Source organism: Streptomyces sp. NPDC002574 (genome assembly GCF_042889545.1).
Taxonomy (GTDB): domain Bacteria; phylum Actinomycetota; class Actinomycetes; order Streptomycetales; family Streptomycetaceae; genus Actinacidiphila.
Map to the genome: position 1 here is coordinate 264,912 of NZ_JBIARB010000006.1, position 25,241 is coordinate 290,152.

Consider the following 25,241-nt stretch of genomic DNA (forward strand, 5'->3'; position numbering starts at 1 on the left):
TCAGGACACGACGTCCTTGCCCCGGAACCCCCGGTAGGCCAGGGCGAAGAAGACCACCGCGAACGAGACCGACACCGAGACTCCCTTGAGCATCCCGGCCCACTCCAGCCGGGGCTGCAGCGCGTCGAACCACGCGTACTGCCAGTGCGTCGGCAGGACGCTGCGCAAGGAGCCCAGGGCCGTGATGGCGTCCAGGATGTTCGACAGGATCGCGATCCCGACCGCGCCGCCGACCGCCCCCAGCGGGGCGTCGGTGACCGTCGACAGCCAGAAGGCGAACCCCGCGACGGCCAGTTGGCAGGCGAAGACGTACAGCGCCGCGATCGCCAGACGCCCGGCCGCGGTCCCCGGCGGCAGCGAGCCGGCCGAGGTGAGTTCCATGTCGTGCCAGCCGTAGGCGAGGGTGCCGACCCCCAGCGAGACCGCCGGCAGGGCGAGCACCGCGACCGCGCTGAAGACCAGTGAGACCAGCAGCTTGCTGGAGAGCAGCCGGGCCCGGGGCACGGGCGCGGCCAGCAGGTAGCGCAGCGAGGACCAGCTCGCCTCGGAGGCGATGGTGTCCCCGAAGAAGAGCGCGACGGGAATCGTCACCAGGAAGCCGGACGAGACGAAGAGCACCGCCAGCGCGAAGTTGACCCCGGAGGCCGTCGCCACGTCGATCATCGTCGGCACCGAGTCCCGGCCGCTGGGCGTGCCGCCGATGGCGAACGCGGCCCAGACGACGACGGGCAGACCCAGGACGACGGCGAGCGCGACCAGCGTGCGCCGGCGCAGGAGCTGCCGTACCGCCTCGACGCGGAAGGGCAGGGTGCGGGCCGGGCGATAGCCCGGCGCGACCTCCGCCGCGCCCGCCGGGCCTGCCGGGCTCGCGGCGTCCACGGTGTCCAAGGGGCCGGTCATGCGGACTCTCCGATCAGGGTCAGGAACGCGTCCTCCAGGCGCCGGTGCGGCCCGACCCGCTCCACCGGCACGTCCAGCCGCAGCAGTTCGGTCAGCAGCTCGGGCACGGTCATCGTGCCGGGCCGCACCAGCAGCCCCTCCTCCACGGACTCGGCCGCCGCGATCCCCGGCAGCGCGGCGAGCTTCGCGGCGACGGCCTCGCGGGCCTCCTCCGGCATCCCGGGGGCGCCGACGAGCAGGACCTCGCCGCCGCCGGAGATCTCGCCGACCGGGCCGGCCGCGATCAGCCGCCCCTTGTCCATCACCACCAGGTGCGTGCAGCTCTGCTCGACCTCCGACAGCAGGTGGCTGGAGACGATGACGGTGCGCCCGGCGGCGGCGTAGCGCCGTACGACCTCGCGCATCTCGCGGATCTGCGGCGGGTCCAGGCCGTTGGTCGGTTCGTCGAGGATCAGCAGGTCGGGCAGGCCCAGCATGGCCTGCGCGATGGCGAGCCGCTGCCGCATGCCCTGCGAGTAGGTCCGCACCGCGCGCTCCAGGGCCTCGCCGAGACCGGCGATCTCCAGCGCCTCCTCCACATGGGCGTCGGCGGCCGGGCGGCCCGTGGCGCGCCAGTAGAGCTCCAGGTTGGCCCGCCCGGTCAGGTGCGGCAGGAAGCCGGCGCCCTCCACGAACGCGCCGACCCGCGACAGGACGGGAGCGCCGGGCCGGATCGCCTGCCCGAAGACCCGGATGCCGCCCGCATCGGGCCGGATCAGGCCCATCATCATCCGCATCGTCGTGGTCTTGCCGGCGCCGTTGGGGCCGAGCAGCCCGAGCACCTGGCCGCGCTCCACGCGGAAGGACAGCTCGCGCACCGCGTAGCGGTCGGCCGCGCCCTTGTACCGCTTGGACAGCCCCGAGATCTCCAACGGCACGTCGGCGAGCGCGGGATCGGGGGCCTGCCGCACGGTGCCCGCCCGCCGCCGCCCGGTCAGCAGCAGGGCCGCGGCCAGCGCGAGCGCCGCGAGGGGCAGCACCCACACCCAGGCGGGCAGCCCGCCCTGGTCGGTGGTCAGCGCCGGGTCGACGGGAACGGTCAGCGCGGCGCCCACGGGCAGCGACACGCGGTACGTCGCGGGCCGCACCGGTGAGGAGTAGCCGAGGTCGGTGCTGGACAGCACCAGCCGCAGCCGGTGCCCCGCGGCGAACTCGTGGTCCACGGCGGGCAGCGTGACCGGCACGGTGCCCTTCCCGTCCGCCCGCAAGGGGGCGACGAGTTGGTGCGGCAGCGACTCGGCGCCGCCCGGCCCCACGTCGTACAGCTTCGCGAAGAGCACCGCGCCGTCCGGGGCGTCGGTGCGTATGTCCACCCGCACGCTCGCGGCGCCCGTCAGCCACAGCGGGGAGCGCAGCGGCGCGGAGTCGAACGCGGCGCGCTGGCCGGGGAAGTCCACCGACAGGGACAGACCCTGGCCGAGGTCGGAGAGCTGCGACAGCGCGCCGACGCCGGGTACCGCCGAGATGGCGGGCGGGTTGCCGCCGGCCGGGTTGGCCACCGACTGGGCGGCGCCGGTGAGGGCGACCCGGCGGGTTCCCGTGCCGTCGAGCCCGGGATAGGCGGGCGCGTCGGCGCCGCGCTTGATCGCCCGGCCGTCGGTGGTGTCCACGCCGCCGGCCCGGGTGACGCGGAAGGCGGGGCCGGTGCCGACGCCCGTGTCCTTCTTCAGGTAGCGGTCGAACCAGGAGGTGATCCGGCCCTCGACCCGGTCGGTCTCCTGGTCGCCGCCGTCGTGTCCGCCGGAGAACCAGTCGACGGCGACCGGTGCGCCGCCCGCCTCGACCGCGCGGGCGATGGCGTCGCCCTGGTCGAGCGGGAAGAGCGAGTCGTTCTGGCCCTGGACGACCAGGGTGGGCACCTTGATGCTCGCGGCGACCGACGAGGGGCTGGAGCGCTCCAACAGCTGCCGGGTGGCGGCGTCCTCCCGCCCCGAGACCGCCGAGCGGTCGTACATCGCGCAGAGTTGGGCGGTGAAGCCGCACTTCGCCCCGTCCGCGCCGGTGGAGAAGAAGATCCCGGCCCACAGCTTCTTGAACACGCCGCCCGGGAACAGGGCGTCGGACAGGTTCCACCAGGTGATGGCGGGCGCGATCGCGTCGACCCGCCGGTCGTGGCCGGCGGCGAGCAGCGAGATGGCGCCGCCGTACGAGGCACCGGTGACGCCGACCCGCGGGTCGTCTGGACCGTCGCGCAGCACCTCGGGGCGCTTGCCCAGCCAGTCGATCAGCCGCGAGACGTCGGCGACCTCGGCGTCGGGGGAGTTGAGCCCGATCCGGCCGCCGGACCGGCCGAAGCCGCGCGCCGACCAGGTCAGCACCGCGTAGCCGTGCCGGGCCAGGTCCTCGGCCTGCGGCCGGACGTCGGCCTTGCTGCCGCCGAAGCCGTGCGCGAGCAGCACGGCGGGCCGCGGCGTGCGGCCCCCGGAGGTGAAGTACGACGCGTCGATCCGCACCGTCCGGGCGCTGCCGGGGGACTCCGGGAGGGAGAACACCCGGTCCTCGCGGTGGACGGCCGCCGGTTCGTCGGCCGCGGCCAGTGTCACCGCCCCGCCGCCGGCCAGCAGGGCGAGCGCGGCCACCCCGGCGGCGAGACGCCGCCGGGTACGCAGGGGCCTGGGCAGGGCCAATCGCATGCGGTGATCCTCGGGTGGGAAGGGCACGTGCGCCGGCGGAGTTCCGGTGCCTTCCACTATGCATTCCGGTGATCACTCGCGACGTCCGTCTCAGGCACCGGATCGCCGTACTCCACCGGGAGTACGGTGGCGGACGTGCCCTTGGACCGCCTCGCCACCGCGCCCCTGCCCCGCCTCGGACTCGGCCTCGCCGCCGTCGGCAGGCCCGGCTACATCAATCTCCACCGGGACGCCGACCTGCCCGCCGACCGCACCGTCGACGCGATGCGCGACCGGGCCCACGAAGTGCTCGACACCGCGTACGCCGCCGGGATGCGCTACTTCGACGCGGCCCGCTCCTACGGCCGCGCGGAGGAGTTCCTCGCCGGCTGGCTCGCCGCCCGGCCCGAGGTCAACGACGTGGTCGTGGGCAGCAAATGGGGCTACACCTACACCGCGGACTGGCGCTCCGACGCGAAGGTGCACGAGGTCAAGGACCACGGAACGGCCACCTACGACCGGCAGATCGTCGAGACCCGGGCCCTGCTCGGCGACCGGCTCGACCTCTACCAGATCCACTCCGTCACCCCGGACAGCCCGGCGCTGACCGACCGCGCCCTCCACGCACGCCTCGCCGCCCTCGCCGCCGAGGGCGTCGCCGTCGGCTTCTCGACCAGCGGCGCGCTGCAGGCCGAGGCCATCCGCGCGGCCATGGAGGTGACGGTCGACGGGCAGCGGCTCTTCACCGCCGTCCAGGCCACGTACAACCTGCTCGAACCCTCGGCGGGGTCGGCCCTCGCCGAGGCCCACGCCGCGGGTCTGACCGTCATCGTCAAGGAAGGCATGGCCAACGGCCGTCTGGCCCAGGCCGCGCCCGGCTCGGTCCTCGCCGAGGTCGCCGGCGGGGCGGGCGCCACCCCGGACGCCGTCGCCCTCGCCGCGATCCTGCACCGCCCCTGGGCGGACGTCGTCCTGTCCGGCGCGGCCACCGGCGCCCAGGTGGAGTCCAACGCCGCCGCCGTCGTCCACCTGGGCGCGGAACGCCTCGCCCGCCTCACCGCCCTCGCCGAACCGGCCCCGGTCTACTGGCGGGAGCGCTCCGCCCTGCCCTGGACCTGATCCCGCCGGCAGGGGCCCTCAGCGCACCGCGGCCGTCGCGGCGCCCGCCCGCGCGACCGCGAGGAAGGCCTGGACGCCGCGCCGCAGCCCCGCCGCGTCCAGGCCGTGCGCCCGGGCGTGGTCGCGCCAGGTGCCGTAGCGGCGCAGCTCCTCCCGTGCGGTACCGAGGGCCAGGACGCGGTGCGGCAGATCCATGAGCGCGTCGTTCGCGACCCCCGCCGAGGTGCCCGCCAGGTACGGCTCGACCAGGACGACGTCCGCGCGGTCCGCCGCCCCGGCGGCGGCGCGCAGCCCGGCCGTGTCGAAAGGCCGCACCGTGGAGGCGTACAGCACTGTGACGTCGAGTCCGGCCACCGCCTCCAGCGTCGCGTCGAGCAGCGGCCCCACGGCGACCACGACCCCGGCGCGGCCCTCGCGGAGCGTGCGGAACCGCCCGGGGGACACCGGCAGCGCGGCGCGGTTGGACTGCTCGCTGAGCCGTACGTAGACCCGGCGGTCGCCGTCGGCGGCCGCGTGCCGGACCAGTGCCTCGGCCTCGTCGGGGTGGCCGGGGACGTGGACGGTCCATCCCGGCAGGGTGTCGAGCAGCGCCACGTCGCCGGGCGACTGGTGGGTGCGGCCGCCGGCCGCGATGTCGTAGGACGCGCCGGAACTGACCAGCACCGCGCCCACCCCCTGGTGCCCCAGGTCCAGCTTGACCTGCTCGAACGGCCGCTCCACCAGGAAGCTGCCGAAGGTGTGCACGATCGGCCGCAGCCCGGTCAGGGCCAGCCCGCCCGCCGCGCCGACGAGCAACTGCTCGCGGATGCCGACGTCGATCACGCGGTCGGGATGGGCCCGTGCCGCGTCCCTGAAGCGGTCGCCCGAGATGACCGCCAGGACCACGGCCAGCCGCGGGTCCTCGTCGAGCAGGTCGGTGGTGACGGCGGTGAAGCGCTCGCGCATGGTGTCCATGGTGGGGAGACTCCTCGGTCCGTGTCGTCTTCGGTGGAGTGGGGGAGGGCGGTCAGTACTTGGACTCGACGCGGGCGACGACCGCACGCGGCACGCCCGGGTGCGGCGCGGTGAACGCCTCGTACAGCGCTTCGTGGTCGCGGCCGTCCACGGTCACCGCCGACCAGCCCTCGGCGGCGAAGCGCGAGGCGAGCCCGCCCCGCCAGCCGTACGTGGCCGAGGAGTTGTCGATCGCCACGACGTGCAGGGACTCCAGGCCGGTCGCGCCGGCGAAGGCGACGGCCTCGTGGTTGCTGCCCTCGTCCATCTCGGCGTCGCCGACCAGTGCCCAGACCTTGGCGCAGGTCAGCCCCTGGGCCCGCAGCCCGAGGGCGCTGCCCACCGCGAGCGCCAGCCCGTGCCCGAGAGACCCGGAGCCGATCTCCGCACCCGGCACCAGCATCCGGTCCGGGTGGTGGCCGAGCCGTGAGTCGTAGGAACCGAAGGAGGGCAGCCACTCCTCCGGAATGAAGCCCTTGGCCGTGAGCACGGCGTAGTACGCCATCGGACCGTGGCCCTTGGACAGCAGGAAGCGGTCGCGGTCCTCGTCGTCCGCGGTGTCCCGGGTCACTCGCAGCACACGGTCGTAGAGCACCCACAGCACGTCGAGGGTGGAGGTGGCCGCCGGCCCGTGCTTCTCGTCGCCCGTCATCAGCGACATCAGGCGTGGCAGGTCCCGGTAGTCGTACGCGGGGGTTGTGCGTGTCGGGGTCATGGGACGAGCGTGCAACTTCAAGGCGACTTGAGGTCAAGCGTAGGCTCGGAGGACATGAGCCCGCATGCGTCGCAGCCCCCGACCCCGGCCCGCCCCGCGCACCAGGACCGTCTCGCCATCGGCGAGCTCGCCGCCCGCAGCGGCCTGTCCGCCTCCTGTCTGCGCTACTACGAGGAGATCGGCCTCATCCGCTCGGAACGCACGGCAGGCGGGCAGCGTCGCTACCCGCGGTCCACGCTGCGCCGTGTCGCGTTCATCCGTGCCGCCCAGCGGGTCGGCCTCTCCCTGGAGGAGGCCCGCGCGGCGCTGGACCGGCTGCCCGAGGACCGCGCGCCCAACGCCACCGAGTGGAACTCCGTCGCCCGCGCCTGGACCCGCCGCATCGACGAGCAGATCACCGAGCTGGAGCGCCTCAAGCGCCGGCTCACCGGCTGCATCGGCTGCGGCTGCCTGTCTCTGCGCAAATGCGGTCTGTACAACCCCGGTGACGCCGCCGCCGCTTCCGGCGCCGGCGCCCGTTACCTGCTCGGGGACGAGCCCGCGGGTCAGGAGGCCGCGCCTACAGCCCGTCGACCTTGAACGGATCGTGCTCGGCCAGGAGCTTGTCCAGCCGTGCCTGGTCCACACGGCTGGTGACCTGGCCCTCGTCCTGCCGGTCGCGTACCACCTTGGCCAGGGTGAACGCCGAGGTCACCACATAGAGCAGTCCCACCGCCAGGAAGGCCCGCACCCACGGGCCCACGGGCAGGTAGGCGATGCCCACCACCATCGCCGCCAAAGCGAGCGCGAACGAGAGCGCGGCCTGCGCGGAGTAGGCCCCTGTCGTCTGCTGCCGGATCGGATTCGCCATGACAGCAGTGTCGGCGCGGTGTGGCGCGTGCCACATGAGTACGGCTACTCATCTTCACGCGGTGGCCGCCGCCCGGCGTCATACCTGTGAGCGAGCACCGGCCGACGTGCGGTATTGTTCTCGTGCGCGGTCAGCCCGGGAATCCCCGGGGGATCCGGCACCGGGACGTGGCGCAGCTTGGTAGCGCACTTGACTGGGGGTCAAGGGGTCGCAGGTTCAAATCCTGTCGTCCCGACGGTGCGGAGAGGCCCGCTGACTGGCATGTGGCCAGGTCAGCGGGCCTTTTGCTTTTGGCGACGACGTGCAGGGGGACCGCGGCGTCGGCCGTCCCTGCCAGGCCGGTCCGTGAAGAGGCGGGCGTCGGGCTTGTCCCGGAACACGAGCAGGCGTGGGGCGACCAGGGGGCGTGTCTCGTCCATGTGGGCGACGCTCCGGGCCTGTTCGGCGACAAGACCTGCCTGGCACGGATGGGAGCCGGGGACTTCCCGCAGCCACCGAGGAGCTCTCCGCGTCCGGAACGGGATGCGGTCCGCAGGCCTTCCTGCGAACCGCACCCTCGATTCGGCGCGTGAGGCCGAAGGACTCACCTCAACTCAGTGCGAACTTCTGCCCCGCCGAGCCGTCGCAGTCGTGGATCCGCAGCCGGGTGCCGTCGGCGGTGGCCCCGCCGGCCGCCTCCAGGCAGCGGCCGGACTGCGGGTTGAGCAGCGAGCCGTCGGACTGCGGCTGCCATATCTGGCCGCCGACTCCGTTGCAGTCGTACAGCTCCACCAGCGTGTCCTGGGCGGTGCCGTTGCCCGCGATGTCCAGGCAGCGGCCCAGCGTGGTGAGCAGGCCCGAAGCCGTGTGCACCCAGTGCTGGTCCCGTGCGTACGGCTGGCAGTCCCACAACTGCGCCGCGGCGAGGTTGCCCCCGTTGTCGTCGCCGTAGACGTCCGCGCACTTGCCGCCGGGGGCCGCGACGGGCGAACCGCCGCCGATCGCGAAGACCTGCGCGGCGGTTCCGTTGCAGTCGTGGATCTGCAGGCGGGTGCCGTTGGCGGTGGCCCCGCCGGTCGCGTCGAGGCAGCGGCCGGACTGCGGGTTGAGCAGCGAGCCGTCCGCGCGCTGCACCCACTTCTGGCCGCCGACGCCGTTGCAGTCGTAGAGCTGGACCTGGGCGTTCTCGGCCGTGACGTTGCCGACGACGTCCATGCAGCGGCCGAGCGTACGCAGCGAGCCGTCGACGTCGTGGGTCCAGTGCTGGTCGGCGGCGGCGCTCTGGCAGTCCCAGAGCTGGACGGCGGCGGACTTGCCCGCGACGTCGTTGCCGGTGACGTCCACGCACGTGCCCGCGGGACCGGCGATGGTGGCCGGGGCGACGCCGGCCGTGTCGCCCGCGTAACCGGCCGACACGATGTTCGCCTGTACGGCGTTGTCGGCGGCGTCCGACGGGTAACCGGAGGTCATCACGCCCTCGAAGAAGGACCCGACGGCCCTGTTGCTGTTGTCGCCGCCCGTGCCGAGAACGATGGACCCCTCCTGGTGCATCGGGGTGTCCTCGGGGGCGAGGGGGCCGTTCCACCATGTCGTGAGGCTGCCGGACTGTGAGTTGCCGCCCTTGAGCGCGAAGGTCGTCCGGCCGTTGTTCTTGAGCAGCGCCGTCACGAACGGGCTGGTGTTGCCGCCGTTGACGCTGTGGGCGTTGGTGTCGGCCTGGTAGATCCCGTCCTCCAGGTCGGCCTGCACCCACGGACCGCTGCCGTGGCACGGGTCGCACGCGGCGAGTGTGGACATGTTGAGCGCGTCCATGTGGCTGTGCCCGGTGTCGTGCACCTGGGCCTCGACGTTGCCGAAGTCGAAACAGCACTCGTGAACCGTATGGGTGCCGCTGGTCACCATGTACATACCTTCGGCCTGCCCGTTGGTGGCGACGCCGGAGCCGACGGCGTGGCGGTAGCCCACACCCGGCGGCACGTAGACGCCGTACACCGAGTGGCCTCCCACGGTGACGTGCAGCGCGTTCGCCAGGGCGCCGACGTCGGCGGGGCCCGCGGTGCCCGCGCCCTCGACGGTCAGGTCGTTGTGCCGCGGCGACTGATCGTAGATCTTGGAGATGACGCAGGGGCCGCTGGTGCAGAAGATGTTCTGCGGGCCGGCGTCGGCGATCCCGCCTGCGGCGAGCAGCCCGATGTCGAGGGTCGCGCCGTCCTGGATGCGGGTGACCTGGTAGAGGCTGCCGTCGTACGAGCCGTAGAGCGCCCGGACGGTACTGAAGGCACCCACGCAGGGTGTTCCCGCGCTGCCGTAGATGTCGCAGGGCTGGTCCGTCGCGGCCTGAGCGGGGCCGGTGAGCCCGATCAGCAGCCCGAGGGCCAGGGTCATGGTCGCGCCGAGGGCGAGCAGGACGTCGTGGAAGCGGCGCAACGCGCGCCGCACATCGGGTCGGTGGGGGTGAGGGGGCATCGTCGACCTTTCTCCGTGGGGTGAGGTCGAGGGCGGTGGTGCGCCGGCGCGCCCGTGGAACGCGGTGCGACGCGCTCGGAGGATGATGCTCATACGATTCAGCGGGTCCGAAAGTAGAGCTGGCGTGTCGCGGCCGTCAACCCCCGTACCCGCCCGGAAAATGCCCGATGAGATCTCGTACACAGCTCTTGACGCGATGTTCGCTCTGACCTAGCGTCCGGGTTGCTGAATCGTTAGAGCACCGTGTGAGGTACCGGATGAAGTGCACGAACCGCGGCGACGCGCCGGGGGTGCGGCGATGACGGCCGCCGGGCGGGACGAGGGCCGCGACGACAACGCCGTCCCTCTGGAGCGGGGCACCTCGGCGGATGGAGCCGGCGCGAACCCTGTGCCGGACGGCGGCCGGGGGAGCCGCAGGCGCTCGGCGCCGGCGGACAAGCGCGCCACCGTCACGCTCAAGGACATCGCGACGGCCGTCGGGATCTCCCAGAGCGCAGCGTCCATGGCGCTCTCGGACCACCCGCGGATCAGCGAAGCGACCAAGGAGGCGGTACGGGCCGCATCGGCGAAGCTCGGCTACGTCCCGAACTCCGCGGGACGGGCACTGCGCGCGGGCCGGTCGACCTCGATCGCGGTCGTCGTGCCCAACACCGGCCAGCATGTCTTCGGCCACCCCTACTTCATGCACCTCCTGGTGGGGGTGACCGCCGAGGCCAACGCACGCGACGCCGCGCTGATGGTGTCCACCAATCCCGACGAGTCGCACGGCGTCGCCGCCTACGAGCGGGTGCTGCGCTCCCAGGCGGCTTCGGGAGCGATCGTCGCCTCGGCGTCGATCAGCGACCCGAACGTCAACCGCATGGTGGACGCCGCCCTGCCGGTGGTCCTGATCGGGCGGTTCGTGCACCTGCCGCATGCGGTGAGCGTCGGCATCGACGAGATCGCGGGCGCCGCGGCGATCGCCCGCCACCTGGTGGCGGACCACGGCCTGACCCGTATCGCCCACATCAGCGGCCCGCTCAACCACCAGACCGCGGTGGACCGCTACGAGGGCTTCCGCACCGCGCTCGCCGAGTCGGGACGGCACTGCACCCACACGCTCGCCGTGGGCGATTTCAGCGAGGAGTCGGGACGGGCCGCAGCCCGCGAGGTGCTGGACAGCATGTCCGACGTCCAGGCGATCTTCGCCGCCAACGACGAGATGGCCTACGGCGCGATGCTGGAGATCCGCTCCCGCGGACTGCGCATCCCCGAGGACATCGCACTGGCCGGATACGACGACTTCGGCGTCTCACGGCTCACCACGCCGGGGATCACCACCATCCACGTCCCGGCCGAGTCGCTGGGCCGCAAGGCCGCGGCGATCCTCTTCGACCTGGTGGACGGGACGGCACCCGACCCGGTCCACACCGTGCTGCCGTTCGAGCTCGTGATCCGCGAGTCCTGCGGAGGCCATCCCGGCTGAGCGGCCCGGACCCGGACGAGAGATCCGGACCGGACCGGCGGTGCGCAGAAGAAGGCAGCTCCATCGACCCTCCAGCCCCACGACGCCGTGGGGCACGAACGAAATGGAACGATCGGCATGCACCTCAGATACGGCAGAACGGCCGCGGCCCTGACCGTCGCCTCGACAGTCTCACTCCTCCTCGCCGGCTGCGGCGACAACGGCGCAAGCGGCGGCGGTGCGCCCGGCGGCGTCGTGAGCCTGACCGTGCTCACCGGCTTCACCGGCCCCGACGCCCCCTCGTACCAAGCCGTGATCAAGCAGTTCAACGCGAGTCACCCCAAGATCCACGTCACGATGACGACCGAGCCCTGGGCCACCATCGGCCAGAAGCTGCCGGCGTCCTGGGCCACGGGCCAGGGCCCGGACCTGGCCACCCCCAGCTCGGATCCGGGCGCGATCTTCACGTACATCAAGACCAACTCGGTGCTTCCGCTGGACCCCGCGGTCGGCACCGGCACCACGCAGATCGACTCCGGCGCCTTCCCGGCCGCGGTCAAGTCGGCGTTCACGGTCAAGGGCAAGCTCTACGCGGTACCGGCCAACATGGCCACGCTCGTCCTCTACTACAACAAGGAGATGTTCGCCGCCGCCGGCATCACCAAGGCGCCGGCCACCGAGGAGGAGTTCATAGCCGACGCCAAGAAGCTCACCAAGGGCTCCGGCGGCAAGCCGAGCCAGTACGGGCTCTCGCTGGCGGACAACAACACCATCCAGATGTGGCCGATCCTGCAGTGGATGAGCGGTGGCGACATCGTCGGACCCGACAACTGCGCCGCCGTCAACAGCTCCGCCAGTACCGCCGCGTTGAGCCGGTGGAGCGATCTGGTCCGCAAGGACCGCATCAGCCCGGTCGGCCAGGCCGGCGCGGACGCCGACACACTGTTCTCGTCCAAGAAGGCCGCGATGGAGATCAACGGACCCTGGGCCGCGGCCGGCTTCAAGGCCGCGGGCATCGATCTCGGTATCGCCCAGGTGCCGGTCGGCGCGGCCGGCCCGGTGACCCTGGCGTCCACGGTGCCGCTGATGATCGCGCGCACCACCAAGCACGCGGCGCAGGCCGAGGAATTCCTCGCCTGGTACACCGGCAAGACCGCCCAGGCGCAGTTCTCGAAGATCTCCGGCTTCCCGCCGGCCCGCACCGACCTGGGCAGCGCCGTCGACGCGAACCCGACCGCGGCCCAGTTCGCCGCCGCGCTCCCGAACGCGAAGCTCTACCTCGCCGGCCAGGAGAGCGCCACCCGCATCGACACCGACGCCTACGTCCCGCTCATCCAGAAGATCGAACGCGGCGCCGACGTCCAGTCCGCCGCGGACGACGCGGCGAAGACGATCGACTCACTCACCGGCTGCAAGCGGTAGGCACGTGGCCGGCATCCAACTCCCTTTCGCCCGGGGGACCGCACCCGCACGGCGCCGCATGCCCCGGATCAACAGCGCCTATCTGTTCATCCTCCCGAGCATCCTGCTCATCGGCGTCTTCATCGCCGAGCCGATCCTGCAGTCCGGCTGGATGAGCCTGCACGACTGGACCGTGGGCGAGTCCCACCACACATTCGTGGGGTTCGACAACTACACGGCCCTGTACCACGATTCGCGGTTCTGGAACGCCCTGCGCATCACGGTGATCTACACCGCCGCGGTGTCGGTCGGGCAGGTCGTGATCGCTCTGGCCATTGCCTCCCGGCTGCGCAGGACGACCTGGTACTCGGCAATGCTGCGTACCGCGTACTTCTTCCCGTTCATCGCGTCGCTCGTGGTGAGCGGCATCGTCTGGAAGTTCCTGCTCGACCCGCAGGTCGGCCTGGTCGACGCCTGGCTGTCCGACATCGGGATCACCCCGCCCGACTGGCTCCAGTCCACCTCGCTGGCGCTGCCCACGGTGATCGCGGTCGGCATCTGGAAGAACGTCGGCTTCACCATGATCGTCCTGCTGGCGAGCATCCAGCAGATCCCACCCCACCTGTACGAGGCGGCCGCGCTCGACGGTGCGGGCCCCTGGCGGCGCTTCCGGCATGTGACCCTGCCCGGGCTGCGTCCCGCACTGCTGTTCACCACGCTGATCGCCACCGTCACCGGACTCCAGCTCTTCGACCTGGTCTTCTCCCTGACCGGCGGAGGGCCGATCTTCCACACGGAATCCGTCGTGATGTACCTGTACCAGAAGGGGTTCGTGGAGTTCCAGATGGGCTATGCCAGCGCCGTCGCGTGGATCCTGTTCGCGATCATCCTGGTGATCTCCGCACTCCAACTGCGTCTGTCGAGGTTCCGCGATGCAGACTGACACGCTCCGGACGCGCGCCTCGGCAGGACGGCTCGGCCCCGACAAGAGCGGAGCGGGGCCGGACGGCCCGACCCGCCTGCGGTCGGCCGCACTGGTCGCCGTACGGTACGGCGCCCGCTTCGGCACGGTCGTGTCCTGGGTCGCTGTCACCGTCGGCGCGCTCGCGATGATCATTCCGTTCCTGTGGATGCTCGGCGTCGCCTTCCGGACCAACGCCGACCTCTACGCCGACCCCGCTCGGCTGTTCCCGCGGCACTGGACGATGCACGGCGTCGACGCGGTGCTCGACCAGCTCCCGTTCGGCCGGCTCGTACTCAACACGTTCGTCTTCGCCGGCGGCACGACCGTGGTCCTGCTGCTGTTCGACTCCATGACCGCGTTCGCGCTGGCCCGGCTGCGGTTCAGGGGGCAGAATGTGGTGTTCGTGCTGATCCTGGCCACGCTGATGGTGCCCTTCCAGGTCACCCTCGTACCGGTCTTCCTGACCCTGTTCCACCTCGGCTGGCTCAACTCCTACCAGGGCCTGATCATCCCCCGCGCGACCAGCGCCCTCGGCATCTTCATGCTCCGCCAGTTCTTCATGCAGCTGCCGCGAGAGCTGGACGACGCCGCACGGATCGACGGGGCGAACGACTTCACCGTCTACTGGCGGATCATCCTGCCCAACGCCAAACCGGCCCTTGCCTCGCTGTTCATCATCCAGTTCGCCGCGCTGTGGAACGACTTCCTGTGGCCCCTCGTGGTGAACAGCAACGCCGACATGCAGACGCTGCCCGCCGCCCTGACACTGTTCTCCAGCCAGTCGGGCGTCGACCACGCCGCACTGATGGCCGGCGCCGCCATCTCGCTGAGCCCTCTCGCCATCGCCTTCCTCGTCCTCCAGCGCTTCTTCGTGCAGGGCGTGGCGACCACAGGCATGAAGTAGCTCGCTCCCTCCGCCCACCCCCGCTCGTTTCCAGAGAAACCGGAGACAGGTGTGCTCACCTGCACTGCAACCATCGATCCCGCATTCGTCATCGCGCCGGTGCCCCCGCGCCTCTTCGGGTCGTTCGTCGAACACATGGGCCGCTGCGTCTACGGAGGCATTTACGAGCCCGGCCACCCGGAATCGGACGTCGACGGCCTGCGTGCCGACGTCATCAAGCTCACCCGCGAACTCGGCGTGAGCGCCGTCCGCTACCCCGGCGGCAACTTCGTGTCCGGCTACCGATGGGAGGACGGAGTCGGCCCCCGCGAGGGCCGTCCGGTCGCCCTCGACCTGGCCTGGCGCTCCCTGGAACCCAACACGTTCGGGCTCAACGAGTTCATGTCCTGGGCCAGGCAGACCGACATCGAACCGATCATGGCCGTGAACCTCGGCACGCGCGGCGTCGAGGACGCCTGCAACCTGCTCGAATACGCCAACTTCCCCGGCGGCACGCGCTACTCCGACCTGCGCATCGCCCACGGTGTCCGTGAGCCGCACAACATCAAGACCTGGTGCCTGGGCAACGAGATGGACGGCCCCTGGCAGGTGGGCCAGAAGACCGGCACGGAGTACGGCCGGCTGGCCGCGGAGACCGCCAAGGCCATGCGGCGCATCGACCCGTCCGTGGAACTCGTCGCGTGCGGCAGTTCCAACGAGCGGATGCCGACCTTCGGGTCCTGGGAGGCCGACGTCCTGGACGAGGCCTACGACGTCGTCGACTACATCTCGCTGCACGCCTACTTCGAGCAGCACGGCGACGACCGGATCGGCTTCCTCGCGTCCGCGCAGGTGATGGACACCTTCATCGAGGGCGTCATCGCCACCTGCGACCATGTGGCGGCCAAGAAGCGCTCCCGGCGCAAGCTGAAGCTCTCCTTCGACGAGTGGAACCTCTGGTACGAGAGCCGGTTCGCCGGCCAGGACAACCTCGAATGGGCGCAGGCGCCCCGGCTGATCGAGGACGAGTACACCGTCGAGGACGCCGTCGTGCTCGGCAACCTGCTGATGAGCCTGCTCCGGCACAGCGACCGGGTGACCATCGCCTGCCTCGCCCAGCTCGTCAACGTCATCGCGCCGATCCGCACGGAGTCCGACACCGGTGCCTGGCGGCAGACCATCTTCTACCCCTTCGCGCTCACCGCCCGGCACGCGCGCGGCGAGGTGCTGCGCGTCGAGCCCACCTCGCCCGTACTGCATTCCGAGACCCTCGGCGATGTGGCCGCCGTCGACGTGACCGCGACCCGGGACCCCGAGACCGGCGAGACGACGATCTTCGCCGTCAACCGGGACGGCACCCAGGCGGCCACCCTGCAGCTGGCGATGGCCGGCCAGGAGTACGACATCGTCGAGCATGTGGTGCTCGGCGGCGAGGACCTGCTGGCGACCAACTCCAAGACGGCCCCCCGCCGGGTCGAACCGCGCTCCAGCACCCGCCACTTCGTGGAGCCGAAGGGCTTCTCGGCGGAACTCCCCCCGGTGTCCTGGACGATGATCAGAACGGCTCCGCCCAGGAAGTGACCCCCGGTACGCGGGAAGTGCCCCCGACAGCGACCGGCGGGTCGCGGCAGGTCTGCGGTTCCTGCCGGTCCGCTGTCGGGCCGTGCCGGTCTGCTCCACCCGGGTGCCGGGGGACCCGCCGTGCACGCGGATGCCGGGTTGTGGCCGCCGGCTGTGGCGCACGGGCGCCGGCGGTACTCGGCGATCGTTGGGGACCTCAGAGTCCGGCTGCCGTCTTATTGAGTTCGGACTGCTGTATGCCGTCGAGCCATGCCCAGCCAACCACTATGGTCGCCCCGGCGTATGCGGCACCGTACACGTAGATCCAGTCGTCCATGTGTGGACTTGCTTTCACGAGAACATATGCCGTGTAGCCCGCGACTACGAAAAAGACTCCCGCGTAGGTGATAACCGTGGTGATTTTGTGGGGCAGGCGAGAGACCATAATATTCGTGATCTTCTCCGTGGGGGTGTATCCAATGACGTCCTGGATGGACTGAGTCAGCCCCGTCCTGAGGAGAAGCTCCTTTTCGATTCTTTGGATGGTGACGGCGTTCAGCATGGCGCAGATGGTGAGTTGTGAGTGAAATGCCGCGATCATCCACATCAGGAGAGGCAGTGCCGGCACGAGCGGCCAGGGCACGACGCTGCCGAATTTATCCGCGAACGCGAGGGTCCCTACTGCGTAGGTGGCGCCGACTCCCACAAGGGCCAGCCCGATGTTCATGATCGATGAGTTGTCGGCTCGCGTGGCAGAGTACAGGGCCGTTATCGCTTCGACGTTACTATGGGGATTGGTGGGACTTGCCATCGCGTGCCCCGATTCTCGTTCGACGTCCTGATCGCACGTCAGGTGTCCCCCCTCGCCGAGAGTTGAAACCGTTGCCGGCGGGGCACGCGCGATGCCGCCGTCAATGGATTGCCGGAAGCGCCGGGAAGCCGAAGTGGTCGCAGTCGGCCCTGGCCGTGGCCGTTTCCGCTCAGCGGAAGCGGCTTTTGTCGATTTTGCCCGAATGATCCGCCGCCATTCGACGACCGCGAACGCACGGTGGTGCGGGCGGCTCCCGTGCGATCCGTCCCACGGCGCTCCGATAGGCTGATGATCTTCGGTCAACTTGCTGCTGTGGAAGGTCTGTTATGGCGATGTTCGGAAACGCGCACGCGGTCGATGCGACGGCGGCCCGGGAAGAGTTCGCGCGACTGCTGGGGGAGGACGAGCAGCTGCACGCCGCCTTCGAGCTGGTCCGCGACAGCATCCTGTTCACCGACCGCCGGCTGATCTTCGTCGACAAGGAGGGCGTGACCGGCAAGAAGGTGGAGTACCTCTCCGTTCTGTACAAGAGCATCACGCGCTTCTCGGTGGAGACGGCCGGCCCGTTCGACCTGGACGCCGACCTCAAGATCTGGATCTCCGGCAGCCACGAGCCGATCGAGAAGAGCTTCACCCGGGGCGTCAACGTCTACGAGATGCAGGGCATCCTCGCGAAGTTCGCGGCGCGCTAGCCGTCCCTCTCCTCGGACGCGAACCGCCGCAGGCGGGAGGCCGTTTCCCCGTGACGGGGGAGCGGCCTCGCGTGTGCCCGGGACGCCGGTGTCGGTGGCGGTGTCTACCGTAGGGGCATGCCCGACTCCCAAGACGTCCGCCGCATCGCCCTCTCGCTGCCGGAGACGGCCGAGAAGGAAGCCTGGAGCATGCCCACGTTCCGGGTCGCGGGGAAGATGTTCGTGACGGTCCCCGACGACGAGACGTCGTTCGCCGTGCGCTGCCCGATGCACGAGCGCGAAGAGCTGATCGCGGCGGAGCCGGAGAAGTTCTGGGTGCCGCCGCACGAGGCCGGTTCGCACTGGGTGCGGGTGCGCCTGGCCGCGCTGGAGGATCTGGACGAGCTGCGGGACATCCTCGTGGACTCCTGGCGGCAGGCCGCACCGCCCGCGCTCCTGGAGTCGCAGGACCCCTCACGGTCCTGAACCTCCCGCGACCCCGCCCATGACGAACCGCCCGCCCGGAGAGCCGCCTCGTGACCACCGCACCCCTGAAGACCGACGTCACCTTCTCCGGCCGGATCGAGCAGGCCGCCGCCGCGGCCGCGCTGGCCGAAGCGCGCGGCGCCGACGGCTTTGTGGTGAACGAGCTGCAGCACGACGCCTTCCTGCAACTGGCCGTCGCGGCCGCCGGTACCCGGCGGATCGCGCTGACCACCGGGGTCGCCATCGCCTTCGCCCGCAACCCGATGACGGTGGCGACGGCCGCCTGGGACGTACAGCGGCTGTCCGGCGGACGGGCGATCGTCGGACTCGGCTCGCAGGTCAAGCCGCACATCACCCGCCGCTACGCCATGCCGTGGTCGCAACCGGCCGCTCGCATGCGGGAGTTCACCGAGGCGCTGCGTGCTGTCTGGCACAGCTGGCAGACCGGCGGACGGCTGGCCTTCCGCGGCGACTTCTACACCCACACCCTCATGACCCCGATGTTCGACCCGGGACCGCTGCCGTCCGGGCCGCCCCTGGTGTGGCTGGCCGCCGTCGGCCCGCGCATGACCGCCGTCGCGGGAGAAGTGGCCGACGGGCTGATCTGTCACCCCCTCACCTCCCCGGAGTACCTGCGCCGGGTGAGCCTCCCGATCGTCCACGACGCCCGTGAGAAGGCCGGGCGGACCGGGCGGCCCTTCGACGTCGCCGGGACCGCGCTGGTCGCGACCGGCCGCACGGAGGAGGAGTACGCCGCCGCGCTCACCGCCACCCGTGAGCGGATCGCGTTCTACGCCTCCACCCCCGCCTACCTCCCCGTCCTCGAACTGCACGGCTGGGGCGGGCTCCAGCGGGAGCTGCACCGGATGTCCGTGCGCGGCCAGTGGCAGGAGATGGGCCGCCTGGTGGACGACGACGTCCTCGACACCTTCGCCCTGCACGGCGAACCGGGCGCGGTGGGCCGGGCCCTGCGTGAGCGCTTCGGCGGCCTGTACACCCGCGTCAGCGTCTCCTTCTCCCACGACGCCGACGACACCCTCGCCCTCGACGTGCTCGCGTCCGCCCGGGAGTGAACGCCGGTCCGCGCGGCGCCGACCCGGGACGCACCCGGCCGGTGCGCTGACCTGCGGCGGGCCCCTATACCCCGCCGCCCCGAATCGTGCAAGCTTACGAAAGCTCCATCGCCTGCGGGGACCTGGGAGGGGATCATGGGCGACATGAGATCGCGCCCGTATGTGCTGCTGTCGGTCGCCTCCTCGTTGGACGGTTGCCTGGACGACACGAGCACGACCCGCCTCCTGCTCTCCAACGACGAGGACTTCGACCGCATCGACCAGGTCAGGGCCGGGGTGGACGCCATCCTGGTGGGGGCCAACACCATCCGTTCGGACGATCCCCGGCTGCTGGTGTGCCCGGAGCGGCAGCGCGAGCGGCTGAGCGCGGGCCGGCCGGCGACGCCGGTCAAGGTCACGCTGACCGAGAGCGGCAAACTGGACCCGGAGGCGCGGTTCTTCACGACCGGCGACTGCGCCAAGATCGTCTACACGACCACCGGCGCGGTGTCCGCGCTGGACGAGCGGCTGGACGGGCTGGCCACGGTGGTCGGCGCGGGCGACCCGCTGGATGTGCGCGAGGTGCTGGAAGACCTCGCCGCGCGCGGGATCGAACGACTGATGGTCGAGGGCGGGGGCGTGGTCCACACGCTGTTCCTGTCGGCCGGGCTCGTCGACGAGCTGCAGCTCGTGTACGCCCCGTTCTTCGTGGGCCAGGCCGACGCGCCGCGGCTGGTCCAGCCGGCCGACTTCCCCCAGGGACCGGGCCACCGCATGCGGCTCGCGGAGACCCGGCAGATTGGGGACGTCGTCCTGCTGCGGTATCACCCCCGCCAGGACGACTGACCGGCGGCCGAGGCCACCGGCACGGGCACCGGCAGCGACTCGTGGCCGCCCCCGGGCGCCTCGGCCGGCCGGGTCCGCCACAGCCACGCGATGTCGCGGCCGAAGGACCACACGAGCGCGGCCAGCGCCAGCGCCGCCACACCCGCCGCGGCCGCCCCCGGGAGGATCCCCGAGCAGGCCGCCACCAGCGCGATCCCCTGGCACGCCGCCACCGTCTTGCGGGCGAAGCTCGGCGGGAGCGGCGCGTTCAGCCAGGGCAGCACCCACGACGCCGCGACGAACGCGTACCGCATGGCGCCGATCGCCAGCACCCACGGGCCCTGCACCATGGCCAGCTGCACGCTCAGCACCATGATGAGGAACGCGTCGACCTCCATGTCGAAACGGGCGCCCAGCCGCGAGCAGGTCCCGGTGCGGCGGGCGACCTTGCCGTCCACCGCGTCGAGGACCAGCGCCACCGACGCCACGCCGGTGAAGACGGCGCCGTGTGCCGCGCCCGCCACCGCCAGCGCCGTGACCCCGCCGACCAGCACCGCGCGGCCGAGGGTCACCCGGTCGGCGGGACCGAGCGCACGGGCCCCCGAACGGCGCAGCCCGCCCGTCAGCAACGCCCAGATGGCGGCGCCGTAGGCGGTCCCCGCGATCCAGCCCAGCGCGTGCAGGCCCACCGAGGCCCACAGCACGACGAGCAACCCGAACTGGGCCACCGCGGCGACGGCTTGCTCGCGCCCCGCCGTGCCCTTGTCGAGCCGGGTTCCCACGGTCATCACGGTCATCTTTGTTCCCCCGGTTACGGGTTTCTCGGGAGCGCCGCGTACGGTACGGCCTCATCTGTCGTGGAGGGATACGGAGAAAACCCATGGAGCGTTCGGCACGGGCCTTCTGGCTTCGCAAACCCGGCGAGGGCGAGATCCGCGACGTCACCCTGCCCGAGCCGGGACCGGACGACGTGGTCGTGCGCACCCTGCACTCCGGCATCAGCCGCGGCACGGAGACCCTCGTCTTCCGCGGAGGCGTACCGGAGAGTCAGCACACGATCATGCGGGCGCCCTTCCAGGAGGGCGACTTCCCGGGCCCGGTGAAGTACGGCTACCTGAACGTCGGCGTGGTCGAGCAGGGGCCGGCGGAGCTGCTGGGCCGCACCGTCTTCTGCCTGTACCCGCACCAGACCCGCTACGTCGTCCCGGCCTCGGCGGTCACCCCCGTCCCCGACGACGTGCCCGCCGAGCGGGCCGTCCTCGCCGGCACGGTCGAGACCGCCGTGAACGCCCTGTGGGACGCCGCGCCCCTGGTCGGCGACCGGATCGCGGTCATCGGCGCCGGGATGGTCGGGTGCAGCGTCGCCGCGGTGGCCGCCGGCCTCCCCGGGGCGCGGGTGCAGCTCGTCGACGTCGACCCGGCGCGCGCCGCGGTCGCCGCGGCCCTCGGCGTCGGGTTCGCCCTGCCCGACGAGGCCGAGGGGGGCTGCGACCTCGTCGTCCACGCCAGCGCCACCGAGGCCGGGCTCGCCCGCGGCCTGGAACTGCTGGAGCCGGAGGGCACTTTGCTGGAGATGAGCTGGTACGGCGACCGGCGGGTCTCGCTGCCCCTCGGCGAGGCCTTCCACTCCCGCCGCCTGGTGGTCCGCAGCAGCCAGGTCGGCACCGTTTCGCCCAATCGGCGCACCCGGCGCAGCTACGCCGACCGGATGGCGGTGGCCCTGCGCCTGCTGGCCGATCCGGCCTTCGACGCGCTGATCACCGGGGAGAGCCCCTTCGACCGTCTGCCCGAGATGATGAACCGTGTCGCCGGCGGTGAACCATCCGTGCTCTGCCACCGTATTGCCTACCGACCGGCCTAGTTCAGCCCTGGAAGGTTCCACCGTGTTCAGTATCACCGTTCGTGACCACATCATGATCGCCCACAGCTTCCGCGGTGAGGTCTTCGGACCCGCGCAACGACTGCACGGCGCGACGTTCCTGGTGGACGCGACCTTCCGCCGTCCCGAACTCGACGACGACAACATCGTCGTCGACATCGGCTTGGCCACCCAGGAGCTCGGCAAGGTCGTCGCCGGCCTCAACTACCGCAACCTGGACGACGAGCCGGAGTTCGCCGGGATCAACACCTCGACGGAGTTCCTGGCCAAGTACATCGCCGACCGGCTCGCCGACCGGGTCGCCGAGGGCGCCCTCGGCGAGGGCGCGCGCGGACTCACCGCCATCGGCGTCGCCCTGCACGAGTCCCATGTCGCCTGGGCGAGCTACGAGCGGACACTGTGAGCGCCGCGGCCCTCGCGCCGGACGTGCGCACCGTCCACGTCGTCCTGCCCGGCGACGTGGACGACACGGCCGTGCCGAGCGGCGGCAACATCTACGACCGCCGGCTGAACCAGTCGCTGGCGGCCGGCGGCCGCACCGTCCGTGAGATCGCCGTGCCGGGTGACTGGCCGCGGCCCGGCAAGGCCGCCCGCGAGCGGCTGGCCCGGTCGCTCGCGGATCTGCCCGACGGTGCCTGCGTCCTCCTCGACGGCCTCGTGGCCTGCGGCGTCCCCGACATCGTCGTCCCGCAGTCGGGCCGGCTGCGGGTGGCGGTCCTGGTCCACCTGCCGCTCGCCGACGAGACGGGACTGCCGGCCGAGGTCGCCGCCGAACTGGACTCCCGGGAACGGGAGACCCTGCACGGCGTCGACGCGGTGGTCGCCACCAGCCCCTGGGCCGGGCGGCGGCTCGTCGCGCACCACGAACTGCCCACCGGCCGTGTGCACGTGGTGCCCCCGGGCACGGACGCGGCGCCCCTCGCGCCGGGCACCGACGGGTCGTCACATCTGCTCTGCGTCGCGTCCGTCACCCCCCGCAAGGGGCAGGATGTGCTCATCGAGGCCCTGGCGGACCTCGCCGGCCTGAGCTGGACCTGCGATCTCGTCGGGCCGCTCGAACGCGACGGCGCCTACACCGAGCTGATGCGCGAACTGCTCGCGGCGACGGGGCTCACCGACCGGGTGCGGCTCACCGGCCCGCTCACCGGCCAGGCCCTGGCCGGTGCGTATGCCGCCGCCGACCTCCTCGTCCTGCCGTCCCGGGCCGAGACGTTCGGGATGGTCGTGACCGAGGCGCTGATGCGGGGCATCCCGGTGCTCGCCTCGGACGTCGGCGGCGTGCCGGACGCCCTCGGGCAGGCCCCCGACGGCAGCCTCCCGGGCGTCCTCGTGCCGCCCGGCGACAGCGCGGCGCTGGCCGCAGGACTGCGCCGCTGGTTCGCCGAGGACACGCTGCGGCGCCGCCTGCGGACCTCGGCGCGGGACCGCCGCGACACCCTGCGGGGCTGGGAGGAGACATCGCGGCGCATGGACGCGGTGCTCCGGAAGATGGTGCGGGAGGGGTCATGACGAACAGGCCGGGGACATCGGCGGGGGAAGCGGAGGCACCCGCCTTCACCCCGCAATGGCTGTCGCTGCGTGAGGGCGCCGACGCCGCCGCCCGCTCGGCGGAACTGATCGCGCCGCTGCTGGACCGGCTGACCGCGGTGCCGCCCCCGGACGGCACGCTCGTCGTGCGCGACCTCGGCTGCGGCACCGGATCGCTGGGCCGCTGGCTGTCCGACCGGCTGCCGGGACCCCAGCACTGGATCCTCCACGACCGCGACCCGGGACTGCTCGCCCTCGCCCGGGCCAGTCTCGACGGCCGGATCACCCCGGGAGGCGCCGTCACCGCCGCGATCCACGAGGGCGACCTGACCCGGTTGCGCGCCGCCGACCTCGCCGGGACCTCGCTCGTCACCGCCTCGGCGCTGTTGGACCTGCTCACCGCCGACGAGGTGGACGCCCTGGCCGCCGCGTGCGCCGACGCCGGCTGCCCCGCGCTGCTGACCCTGTCCGTCGTCGGCCGGGTGGCGCTCGACCCCGCCGACCCCCTCGACCACGAGATCGCCGCGGCCTTCGACGAGCACCAGAGGCGCGAGAGCGACGGCCGCGCCCTGCTCGGACCCGACGCCGTGGCTGCCGCCACCGAGGCGTTCGAGCGGCGCGGCGCCACCGTGCTCAGCCGTCCGAGCTCCTGGCGGCTGGGCCCGGACGAGTCCGCCCTGACCGCGGAATGGCTCCGCGGATGGGTCGGCGCGGCGGTCGAGCAGCGCCCCGCGCTCACGGCCCGCGCCGACGGCTATCTCCGCCGCCGGCTCGACACCTGCGCGGCCGGCGGACTCCGGGCCGAGATCGGCCACATCGACCTGCTCGTGCTCCCCGCGGCGCCGGGCGGTGACGTCCGATGACGATCCTGAAGCGGGCGTGGCCCTGGCTGCGGCTCCTGCTGGGCGCCGGCATCCTGGTCGCCCTGGTGTCCCGGCTGGGCACGAGCGCGTTCCTCGACGGGCTCCACATGGTCAACGGCGTGTCCGTGCTCGCCGCCCTCGGCATCGGCCTGCTCACCACCGTCCTCAGCGCCTGGCGCTGGTGCATCGTGGCCCGCCGGCTCGGCCTGCGGCTGCGCATCGGGCGGGCCGTCGCCGACTACTACCGGGCGCTGCTGCTCAACGCGGTGCTCCCGGCGGGCGTCCTCGGGGACGTGCACCGCGCGGTCCGGCACGGGCGCACCGAGGGCGACGTCGGCCGCGGGGTGCGGGCGGTGGTGCTGGAACGGACCGGAGGACAGATCGTCGTCCTCACGCTCGGCGCGGCCGTACTGCTCAGCCGGCCCGCCCTGCTGGCCGACATGACGCGCGCACTCCTTCCCGACGGCACCGGCGCCCTGGCGCTCACCGCGGCCGTCCTCGGCACGCTCGCGGTCGCCGGACCGGTCACGGTGTGGGCGGTGCGGCGCCGCCGCCGCCGCACCGGCAAGGTCGCCGGGGCCCTCGCGGACAGCCTGGCCGACCTGCGCCGCGGCCTGCTGGCCCGGAGCACCTGGCCGGGCGTCGTCCTGCTCTCCGCGGCGGGCCTGGTCGGCCATGTCGCCCTCTTCGTGGTCGCCGCCCGCGCCGCCGGGTCGACCGCACCTGTCGCGCAGCTCGTCCCGCCGCTCACCCTGGCCCTCCTCGTGATGGGCCTGCCGATCAACATCGGCGGCTGGGGACCCCGCGAGGCCGTCTCCACGCTCGCCTTCGGCGCGGCCGGCCTCGGCGCGGCCCAGGGCCTGTCCACTGCCGTCGTCTACGGGGTCCTCACCCTCGTCGCCAGCCTTCCCGGCGTCGCCGTCCTCGTGCTGTCCCGGCCCCCGCGTCCCGCCACCGCGCCCCCGCGGCGTCCCCTCACGGCCCGCATCCGCTCCGTCCGCCGCGATCGCACGCTCAGCCGGCCCGTCGCGGTCACCGTCGCCCCGGAGAGCTGATCCGGCCCGCGGCGGACGGTGCGGGCCGCCTTTCCCTCGTGTGCCACGGTCCTCGCGAGGGCCGGGCAGCGCCCCGGGCCCACGGCCCGCTCCCGGCGTGTGCCGACCGTCGGGCAGGTCGGGGCGTCGCGGTCGCTGTTGCTCCGC

24 protein-coding genes and 1 tRNA gene are annotated in these 25,241 nt (G+C 72.2%); 17 read left to right on the plus strand and 8 right to left on the minus strand.

Going from position 1 to position 25,241, the window contains the following annotated elements:
• Together ACFYXS_RS16295 and ACFYXS_RS16300 are read right to left on the minus strand one after the other, a co-directional pair.
• Window positions 1-900: an ABC transporter permease gene (locus tag ACFYXS_RS16295; protein WP_389248419.1), complete on the minus strand. Its 900-nt coding sequence runs from the start codon at window positions 898-900 to the stop codon at window positions 1-3.
• On the minus strand, window positions 897-3,572 hold the full coding sequence (locus ACFYXS_RS16300) for an alpha/beta fold hydrolase (protein WP_389248421.1): 2,676 nt from the start codon (window positions 3,570-3,572) through the stop codon (window positions 897-899). Before ACFYXS_RS16300 ends, ACFYXS_RS16295 begins: the two co-directional genes overlap by 4 nt.
• 135 nt (window positions 3,573-3,707) lie before the next feature.
• Between ACFYXS_RS16300 and ACFYXS_RS16305 the strand changes: the two genes are divergently transcribed.
• The gene (locus tag ACFYXS_RS16305) at window positions 3,708-4,670 is read left to right on the plus strand and encodes an aldo/keto reductase (RefSeq protein WP_389248423.1); all 963 of its coding nucleotides are present in this window, start codon (window positions 3,708-3,710) and stop codon (window positions 4,668-4,670) included.
• 18 nt (window positions 4,671-4,688) lie between these two features.
• On the opposite strand, the gene ACFYXS_RS16310 is transcribed toward ACFYXS_RS16305, so the two are convergent.
• Window positions 4,689-5,624 carry a transketolase family protein gene (locus ACFYXS_RS16310; RefSeq protein WP_389248425.1) on the minus strand — a complete coding sequence of 312 codons (936 nt, stop codon included), beginning with the start codon at window positions 5,622-5,624 and terminating at the stop codon, window positions 4,689-4,691.
• 52 nt (window positions 5,625-5,676) lie between these two features.
• Window positions 5,677-6,378, minus strand: a complete 702-nt coding sequence (locus tag ACFYXS_RS16315) for a transketolase (RefSeq protein ID WP_389248427.1) — start codon at window positions 6,376-6,378, stop codon at window positions 5,677-5,679.
• A 54-nt stretch (window positions 6,379-6,432) separates the two neighbouring features.
• Here ACFYXS_RS16315 and soxR point away from each other — a divergent pair, with 54 nt between their 5' ends.
• Window positions 6,433-6,957 (plus strand): redox-sensitive transcriptional activator SoxR, encoded by a 525-nt coding sequence (gene soxR, locus ACFYXS_RS16320; protein ID WP_389248429.1) that lies wholly within the window; start codon window positions 6,433-6,435, stop codon window positions 6,955-6,957.
• Here soxR and ACFYXS_RS16325 read toward each other — a convergent pair.
• Entirely contained in the window at window positions 6,938-7,228 is a 291-nt protein-coding gene (locus tag ACFYXS_RS16325; protein WP_389248431.1) for a YiaA/YiaB family inner membrane protein, read from the minus strand. The genes soxR and ACFYXS_RS16325 overlap by 20 nt on opposite strands.
• A gap of 161 nt (window positions 7,229-7,389) precedes the next feature.
• Between ACFYXS_RS16325 and ACFYXS_RS16330 the strand changes: the two genes are divergently transcribed.
• Window positions 7,390-7,463, plus strand: a tRNA-Pro gene (locus ACFYXS_RS16330).
• Between the two features lie 353 nt (window positions 7,464-7,816).
• On the opposite strand, the gene ACFYXS_RS16335 is transcribed toward ACFYXS_RS16330, so the two are convergent.
• Entirely contained in the window at window positions 7,817-9,673 is a 1,857-nt protein-coding gene (locus tag ACFYXS_RS16335) for an arabinofuranosidase catalytic domain-containing protein (RefSeq protein WP_389248433.1), read from the minus strand.
• A gap of 298 nt (window positions 9,674-9,971) precedes the next feature.
• On the opposite strand from ACFYXS_RS16335, the gene ACFYXS_RS16340 reads away from it, so the two are divergent.
• The 5 genes from ACFYXS_RS16340 to ACFYXS_RS16360 all read left to right on the plus strand — a co-directional run bounded on the left by ACFYXS_RS16340 (window position 9,972) and on the right by ACFYXS_RS16360 (window position 15,946).
• Complete coding sequence (locus ACFYXS_RS16340) at window positions 9,972-11,138, plus strand: LacI family DNA-binding transcriptional regulator (protein WP_389248435.1); 1,167 nt, start codon at window positions 9,972-9,974, stop codon at window positions 11,136-11,138.
• A gap of 117 nt (window positions 11,139-11,255) precedes the next feature.
• The gene (locus ACFYXS_RS16345) at window positions 11,256-12,539 is read left to right on the plus strand and encodes an ABC transporter substrate-binding protein (protein ID WP_389248437.1); all 1,284 of its coding nucleotides are present in this window, start codon (window positions 11,256-11,258) and stop codon (window positions 12,537-12,539) included.
• 58 nt (window positions 12,540-12,597) lie between these two features.
• A complete protein-coding gene (locus ACFYXS_RS16350) occupies window positions 12,598-13,461 on the plus strand; it encodes a carbohydrate ABC transporter permease (RefSeq protein WP_389248439.1) in 864 nt (287 codons plus the stop codon).
• A complete protein-coding gene (locus tag ACFYXS_RS16355; RefSeq protein WP_389248441.1) occupies window positions 13,451-14,386 on the plus strand; it encodes a carbohydrate ABC transporter permease in 936 nt (311 codons plus the stop codon). The genes ACFYXS_RS16350 and ACFYXS_RS16355 overlap by 11 nt, the downstream gene beginning before the upstream one ends.
• A 51-nt stretch (window positions 14,387-14,437) precedes the next feature.
• Window positions 14,438-15,946, plus strand: coding sequence for an alpha-N-arabinofuranosidase (locus ACFYXS_RS16360; RefSeq protein ID WP_389248443.1), 1,509 nt, complete (start codon window positions 14,438-14,440; stop codon window positions 15,944-15,946).
• A 196-nt stretch (window positions 15,947-16,142) separates the two neighbouring features.
• On the opposite strand, the gene ACFYXS_RS16365 is transcribed toward ACFYXS_RS16360, so the two are convergent.
• Window positions 16,143-16,652: a hypothetical protein gene (locus ACFYXS_RS16365; protein WP_389248445.1), complete on the minus strand. Its 510-nt coding sequence runs from the start codon at window positions 16,650-16,652 to the stop codon at window positions 16,143-16,145.
• A gap of 410 nt (window positions 16,653-17,062) precedes the next feature.
• On the opposite strand from ACFYXS_RS16365, the gene ACFYXS_RS16370 reads away from it, so the two are divergent.
• From ACFYXS_RS16370 to ACFYXS_RS16385, 4 genes are all read left to right on the plus strand, one after another.
• Complete coding sequence (locus ACFYXS_RS16370; RefSeq protein ID WP_389248447.1) at window positions 17,063-17,428, plus strand: PH domain-containing protein; 366 nt, start codon at window positions 17,063-17,065, stop codon at window positions 17,426-17,428.
• 117 nt (window positions 17,429-17,545) lie between these two features.
• On the plus strand, window positions 17,546-17,893 hold the full coding sequence (locus ACFYXS_RS16375; protein WP_389248449.1) for an MmcQ/YjbR family DNA-binding protein: 348 nt from the start codon (window positions 17,546-17,548) through the stop codon (window positions 17,891-17,893).
• A gap of 50 nt (window positions 17,894-17,943) precedes the next feature.
• Window positions 17,944-18,966, plus strand: a complete 1,023-nt coding sequence (locus ACFYXS_RS16380) for a TIGR03617 family F420-dependent LLM class oxidoreductase (RefSeq protein WP_389248451.1) — start codon at window positions 17,944-17,946, stop codon at window positions 18,964-18,966.
• Window positions 18,967-19,110: 144 nt separating this feature from the next.
• Window positions 19,111-19,791, plus strand: a complete 681-nt coding sequence (locus ACFYXS_RS16385) for a RibD family protein (RefSeq protein WP_389248453.1) — start codon at window positions 19,111-19,113, stop codon at window positions 19,789-19,791.
• On the opposite strand, the gene ACFYXS_RS16390 is transcribed toward ACFYXS_RS16385, so the two are convergent.
• Complete coding sequence (locus ACFYXS_RS16390) at window positions 19,770-20,558, minus strand: CDP-alcohol phosphatidyltransferase family protein (RefSeq protein WP_389248455.1); 789 nt, start codon at window positions 20,556-20,558, stop codon at window positions 19,770-19,772. The genes ACFYXS_RS16385 and ACFYXS_RS16390 overlap by 22 nt on opposite strands.
• Window positions 20,559-20,650: 92 nt before the next feature.
• Here ACFYXS_RS16390 and ACFYXS_RS16395 point away from each other — a divergent pair, with 92 nt between their 5' ends.
• From ACFYXS_RS16395 to ACFYXS_RS16415, 5 genes are read left to right on the plus strand one after another with little or no spacing between them, the layout of a single operon-like run.
• Window positions 20,651-21,631, plus strand: a complete 981-nt coding sequence (locus tag ACFYXS_RS16395; RefSeq protein WP_389248457.1) for a zinc-binding alcohol dehydrogenase — start codon at window positions 20,651-20,653, stop codon at window positions 21,629-21,631.
• 22 nt (window positions 21,632-21,653) lie between these two features.
• Window positions 21,654-22,052 carry a 6-pyruvoyl tetrahydropterin synthase family protein gene (locus ACFYXS_RS16400; protein ID WP_389248459.1) on the plus strand — a complete coding sequence of 133 codons (399 nt, stop codon included), beginning with the start codon at window positions 21,654-21,656 and terminating at the stop codon, window positions 22,050-22,052.
• Window positions 22,049-23,158, plus strand: a complete 1,110-nt coding sequence (locus tag ACFYXS_RS16405) for a glycosyltransferase family 4 protein (RefSeq protein ID WP_389248461.1) — start codon at window positions 22,049-22,051, stop codon at window positions 23,156-23,158. Before ACFYXS_RS16400 ends, ACFYXS_RS16405 begins: the two co-directional genes overlap by 4 nt.
• A complete protein-coding gene (locus ACFYXS_RS16410; protein WP_389248463.1) occupies window positions 23,155-24,039 on the plus strand; it encodes a methyltransferase domain-containing protein in 885 nt (294 codons plus the stop codon). The genes ACFYXS_RS16405 and ACFYXS_RS16410 overlap by 4 nt, the downstream gene beginning before the upstream one ends.
• A complete protein-coding gene (locus ACFYXS_RS16415) occupies window positions 24,036-25,094 on the plus strand; it encodes a YbhN family protein (RefSeq protein WP_389248465.1) in 1,059 nt (352 codons plus the stop codon). The genes ACFYXS_RS16410 and ACFYXS_RS16415 overlap by 4 nt, the downstream gene beginning before the upstream one ends.
• The last annotated feature ends 147 nt before the right edge of the window (window positions 25,095-25,241 follow it).

What these genes read in the sequence shown, in the direction of transcription:
- ACFYXS_RS16385 (WP_389248453.1), top strand. Translation starts at nt 19,111, where the DNA reads ATGAGATCGCGCCCGTATGTGCTGCTGTCGGTCGCCTCCTCGTTGGAC.
- ACFYXS_RS16390 (WP_389248455.1), bottom strand. Translation starts at nt 20,558, where the DNA reads ATGACCGTGGGAACCCGGCTCGACAAGGGCACGGCGGGGCGCGAGCAA.
- ACFYXS_RS16370 (WP_389248447.1), top strand. Translation starts at nt 17,063, where the DNA reads ATGGCGATGTTCGGAAACGCGCACGCGGTCGATGCGACGGCGGCCCGG.
- ACFYXS_RS16410 (WP_389248463.1), top strand. Translation starts at nt 23,155, where the DNA reads ATGACGAACAGGCCGGGGACATCGGCGGGGGAAGCGGAGGCACCCGCC.
- ACFYXS_RS16315 (WP_389248427.1), bottom strand. Translation starts at nt 6,378, where the DNA reads ATGACCCCGACACGCACAACCCCCGCGTACGACTACCGGGACCTGCCA.
- soxR (WP_389248429.1), top strand. Translation starts at nt 6,433, where the DNA reads ATGAGCCCGCATGCGTCGCAGCCCCCGACCCCGGCCCGCCCCGCGCAC.
- ACFYXS_RS16325 (WP_389248431.1), bottom strand. Translation starts at nt 7,228, where the DNA reads ATGGCGAATCCGATCCGGCAGCAGACGACAGGGGCCTACTCCGCGCAG.
- ACFYXS_RS16340 (WP_389248435.1), top strand. Translation starts at nt 9,972, where the DNA reads ATGACGGCCGCCGGGCGGGACGAGGGCCGCGACGACAACGCCGTCCCT.
- ACFYXS_RS16355 (WP_389248441.1), top strand. Translation starts at nt 13,451, where the DNA reads ATGCAGACTGACACGCTCCGGACGCGCGCCTCGGCAGGACGGCTCGGC.
- ACFYXS_RS16375 (WP_389248449.1), top strand. Translation starts at nt 17,546, where the DNA reads ATGCCCGACTCCCAAGACGTCCGCCGCATCGCCCTCTCGCTGCCGGAG.
- ACFYXS_RS16395 (WP_389248457.1), top strand. Translation starts at nt 20,651, where the DNA reads ATGGAGCGTTCGGCACGGGCCTTCTGGCTTCGCAAACCCGGCGAGGGC.
- ACFYXS_RS16350 (WP_389248439.1), top strand. Translation starts at nt 12,598, where the DNA reads ATGCCCCGGATCAACAGCGCCTATCTGTTCATCCTCCCGAGCATCCTG.
- ACFYXS_RS16415 (WP_389248465.1), top strand. Translation starts at nt 24,036, where the DNA reads ATGACGATCCTGAAGCGGGCGTGGCCCTGGCTGCGGCTCCTGCTGGGC.
- ACFYXS_RS16345 (WP_389248437.1), top strand. Translation starts at nt 11,256, where the DNA reads ATGCACCTCAGATACGGCAGAACGGCCGCGGCCCTGACCGTCGCCTCG.
- ACFYXS_RS16300 (WP_389248421.1), bottom strand. Translation starts at nt 3,572, where the DNA reads ATGCGATTGGCCCTGCCCAGGCCCCTGCGTACCCGGCGGCGTCTCGCC.
- ACFYXS_RS16335 (WP_389248433.1), bottom strand. Translation starts at nt 9,673, where the DNA reads ATGCCCCCTCACCCCCACCGACCCGATGTGCGGCGCGCGTTGCGCCGC.
- ACFYXS_RS16310 (WP_389248425.1), bottom strand. Translation starts at nt 5,624, where the DNA reads ATGGACACCATGCGCGAGCGCTTCACCGCCGTCACCACCGACCTGCTC.
- ACFYXS_RS16365 (WP_389248445.1), bottom strand. Translation starts at nt 16,652, where the DNA reads ATGAACATCGGGCTGGCCCTTGTGGGAGTCGGCGCCACCTACGCAGTA.
- ACFYXS_RS16295 (WP_389248419.1), bottom strand. Translation starts at nt 900, where the DNA reads ATGACCGGCCCCTTGGACACCGTGGACGCCGCGAGCCCGGCAGGCCCG.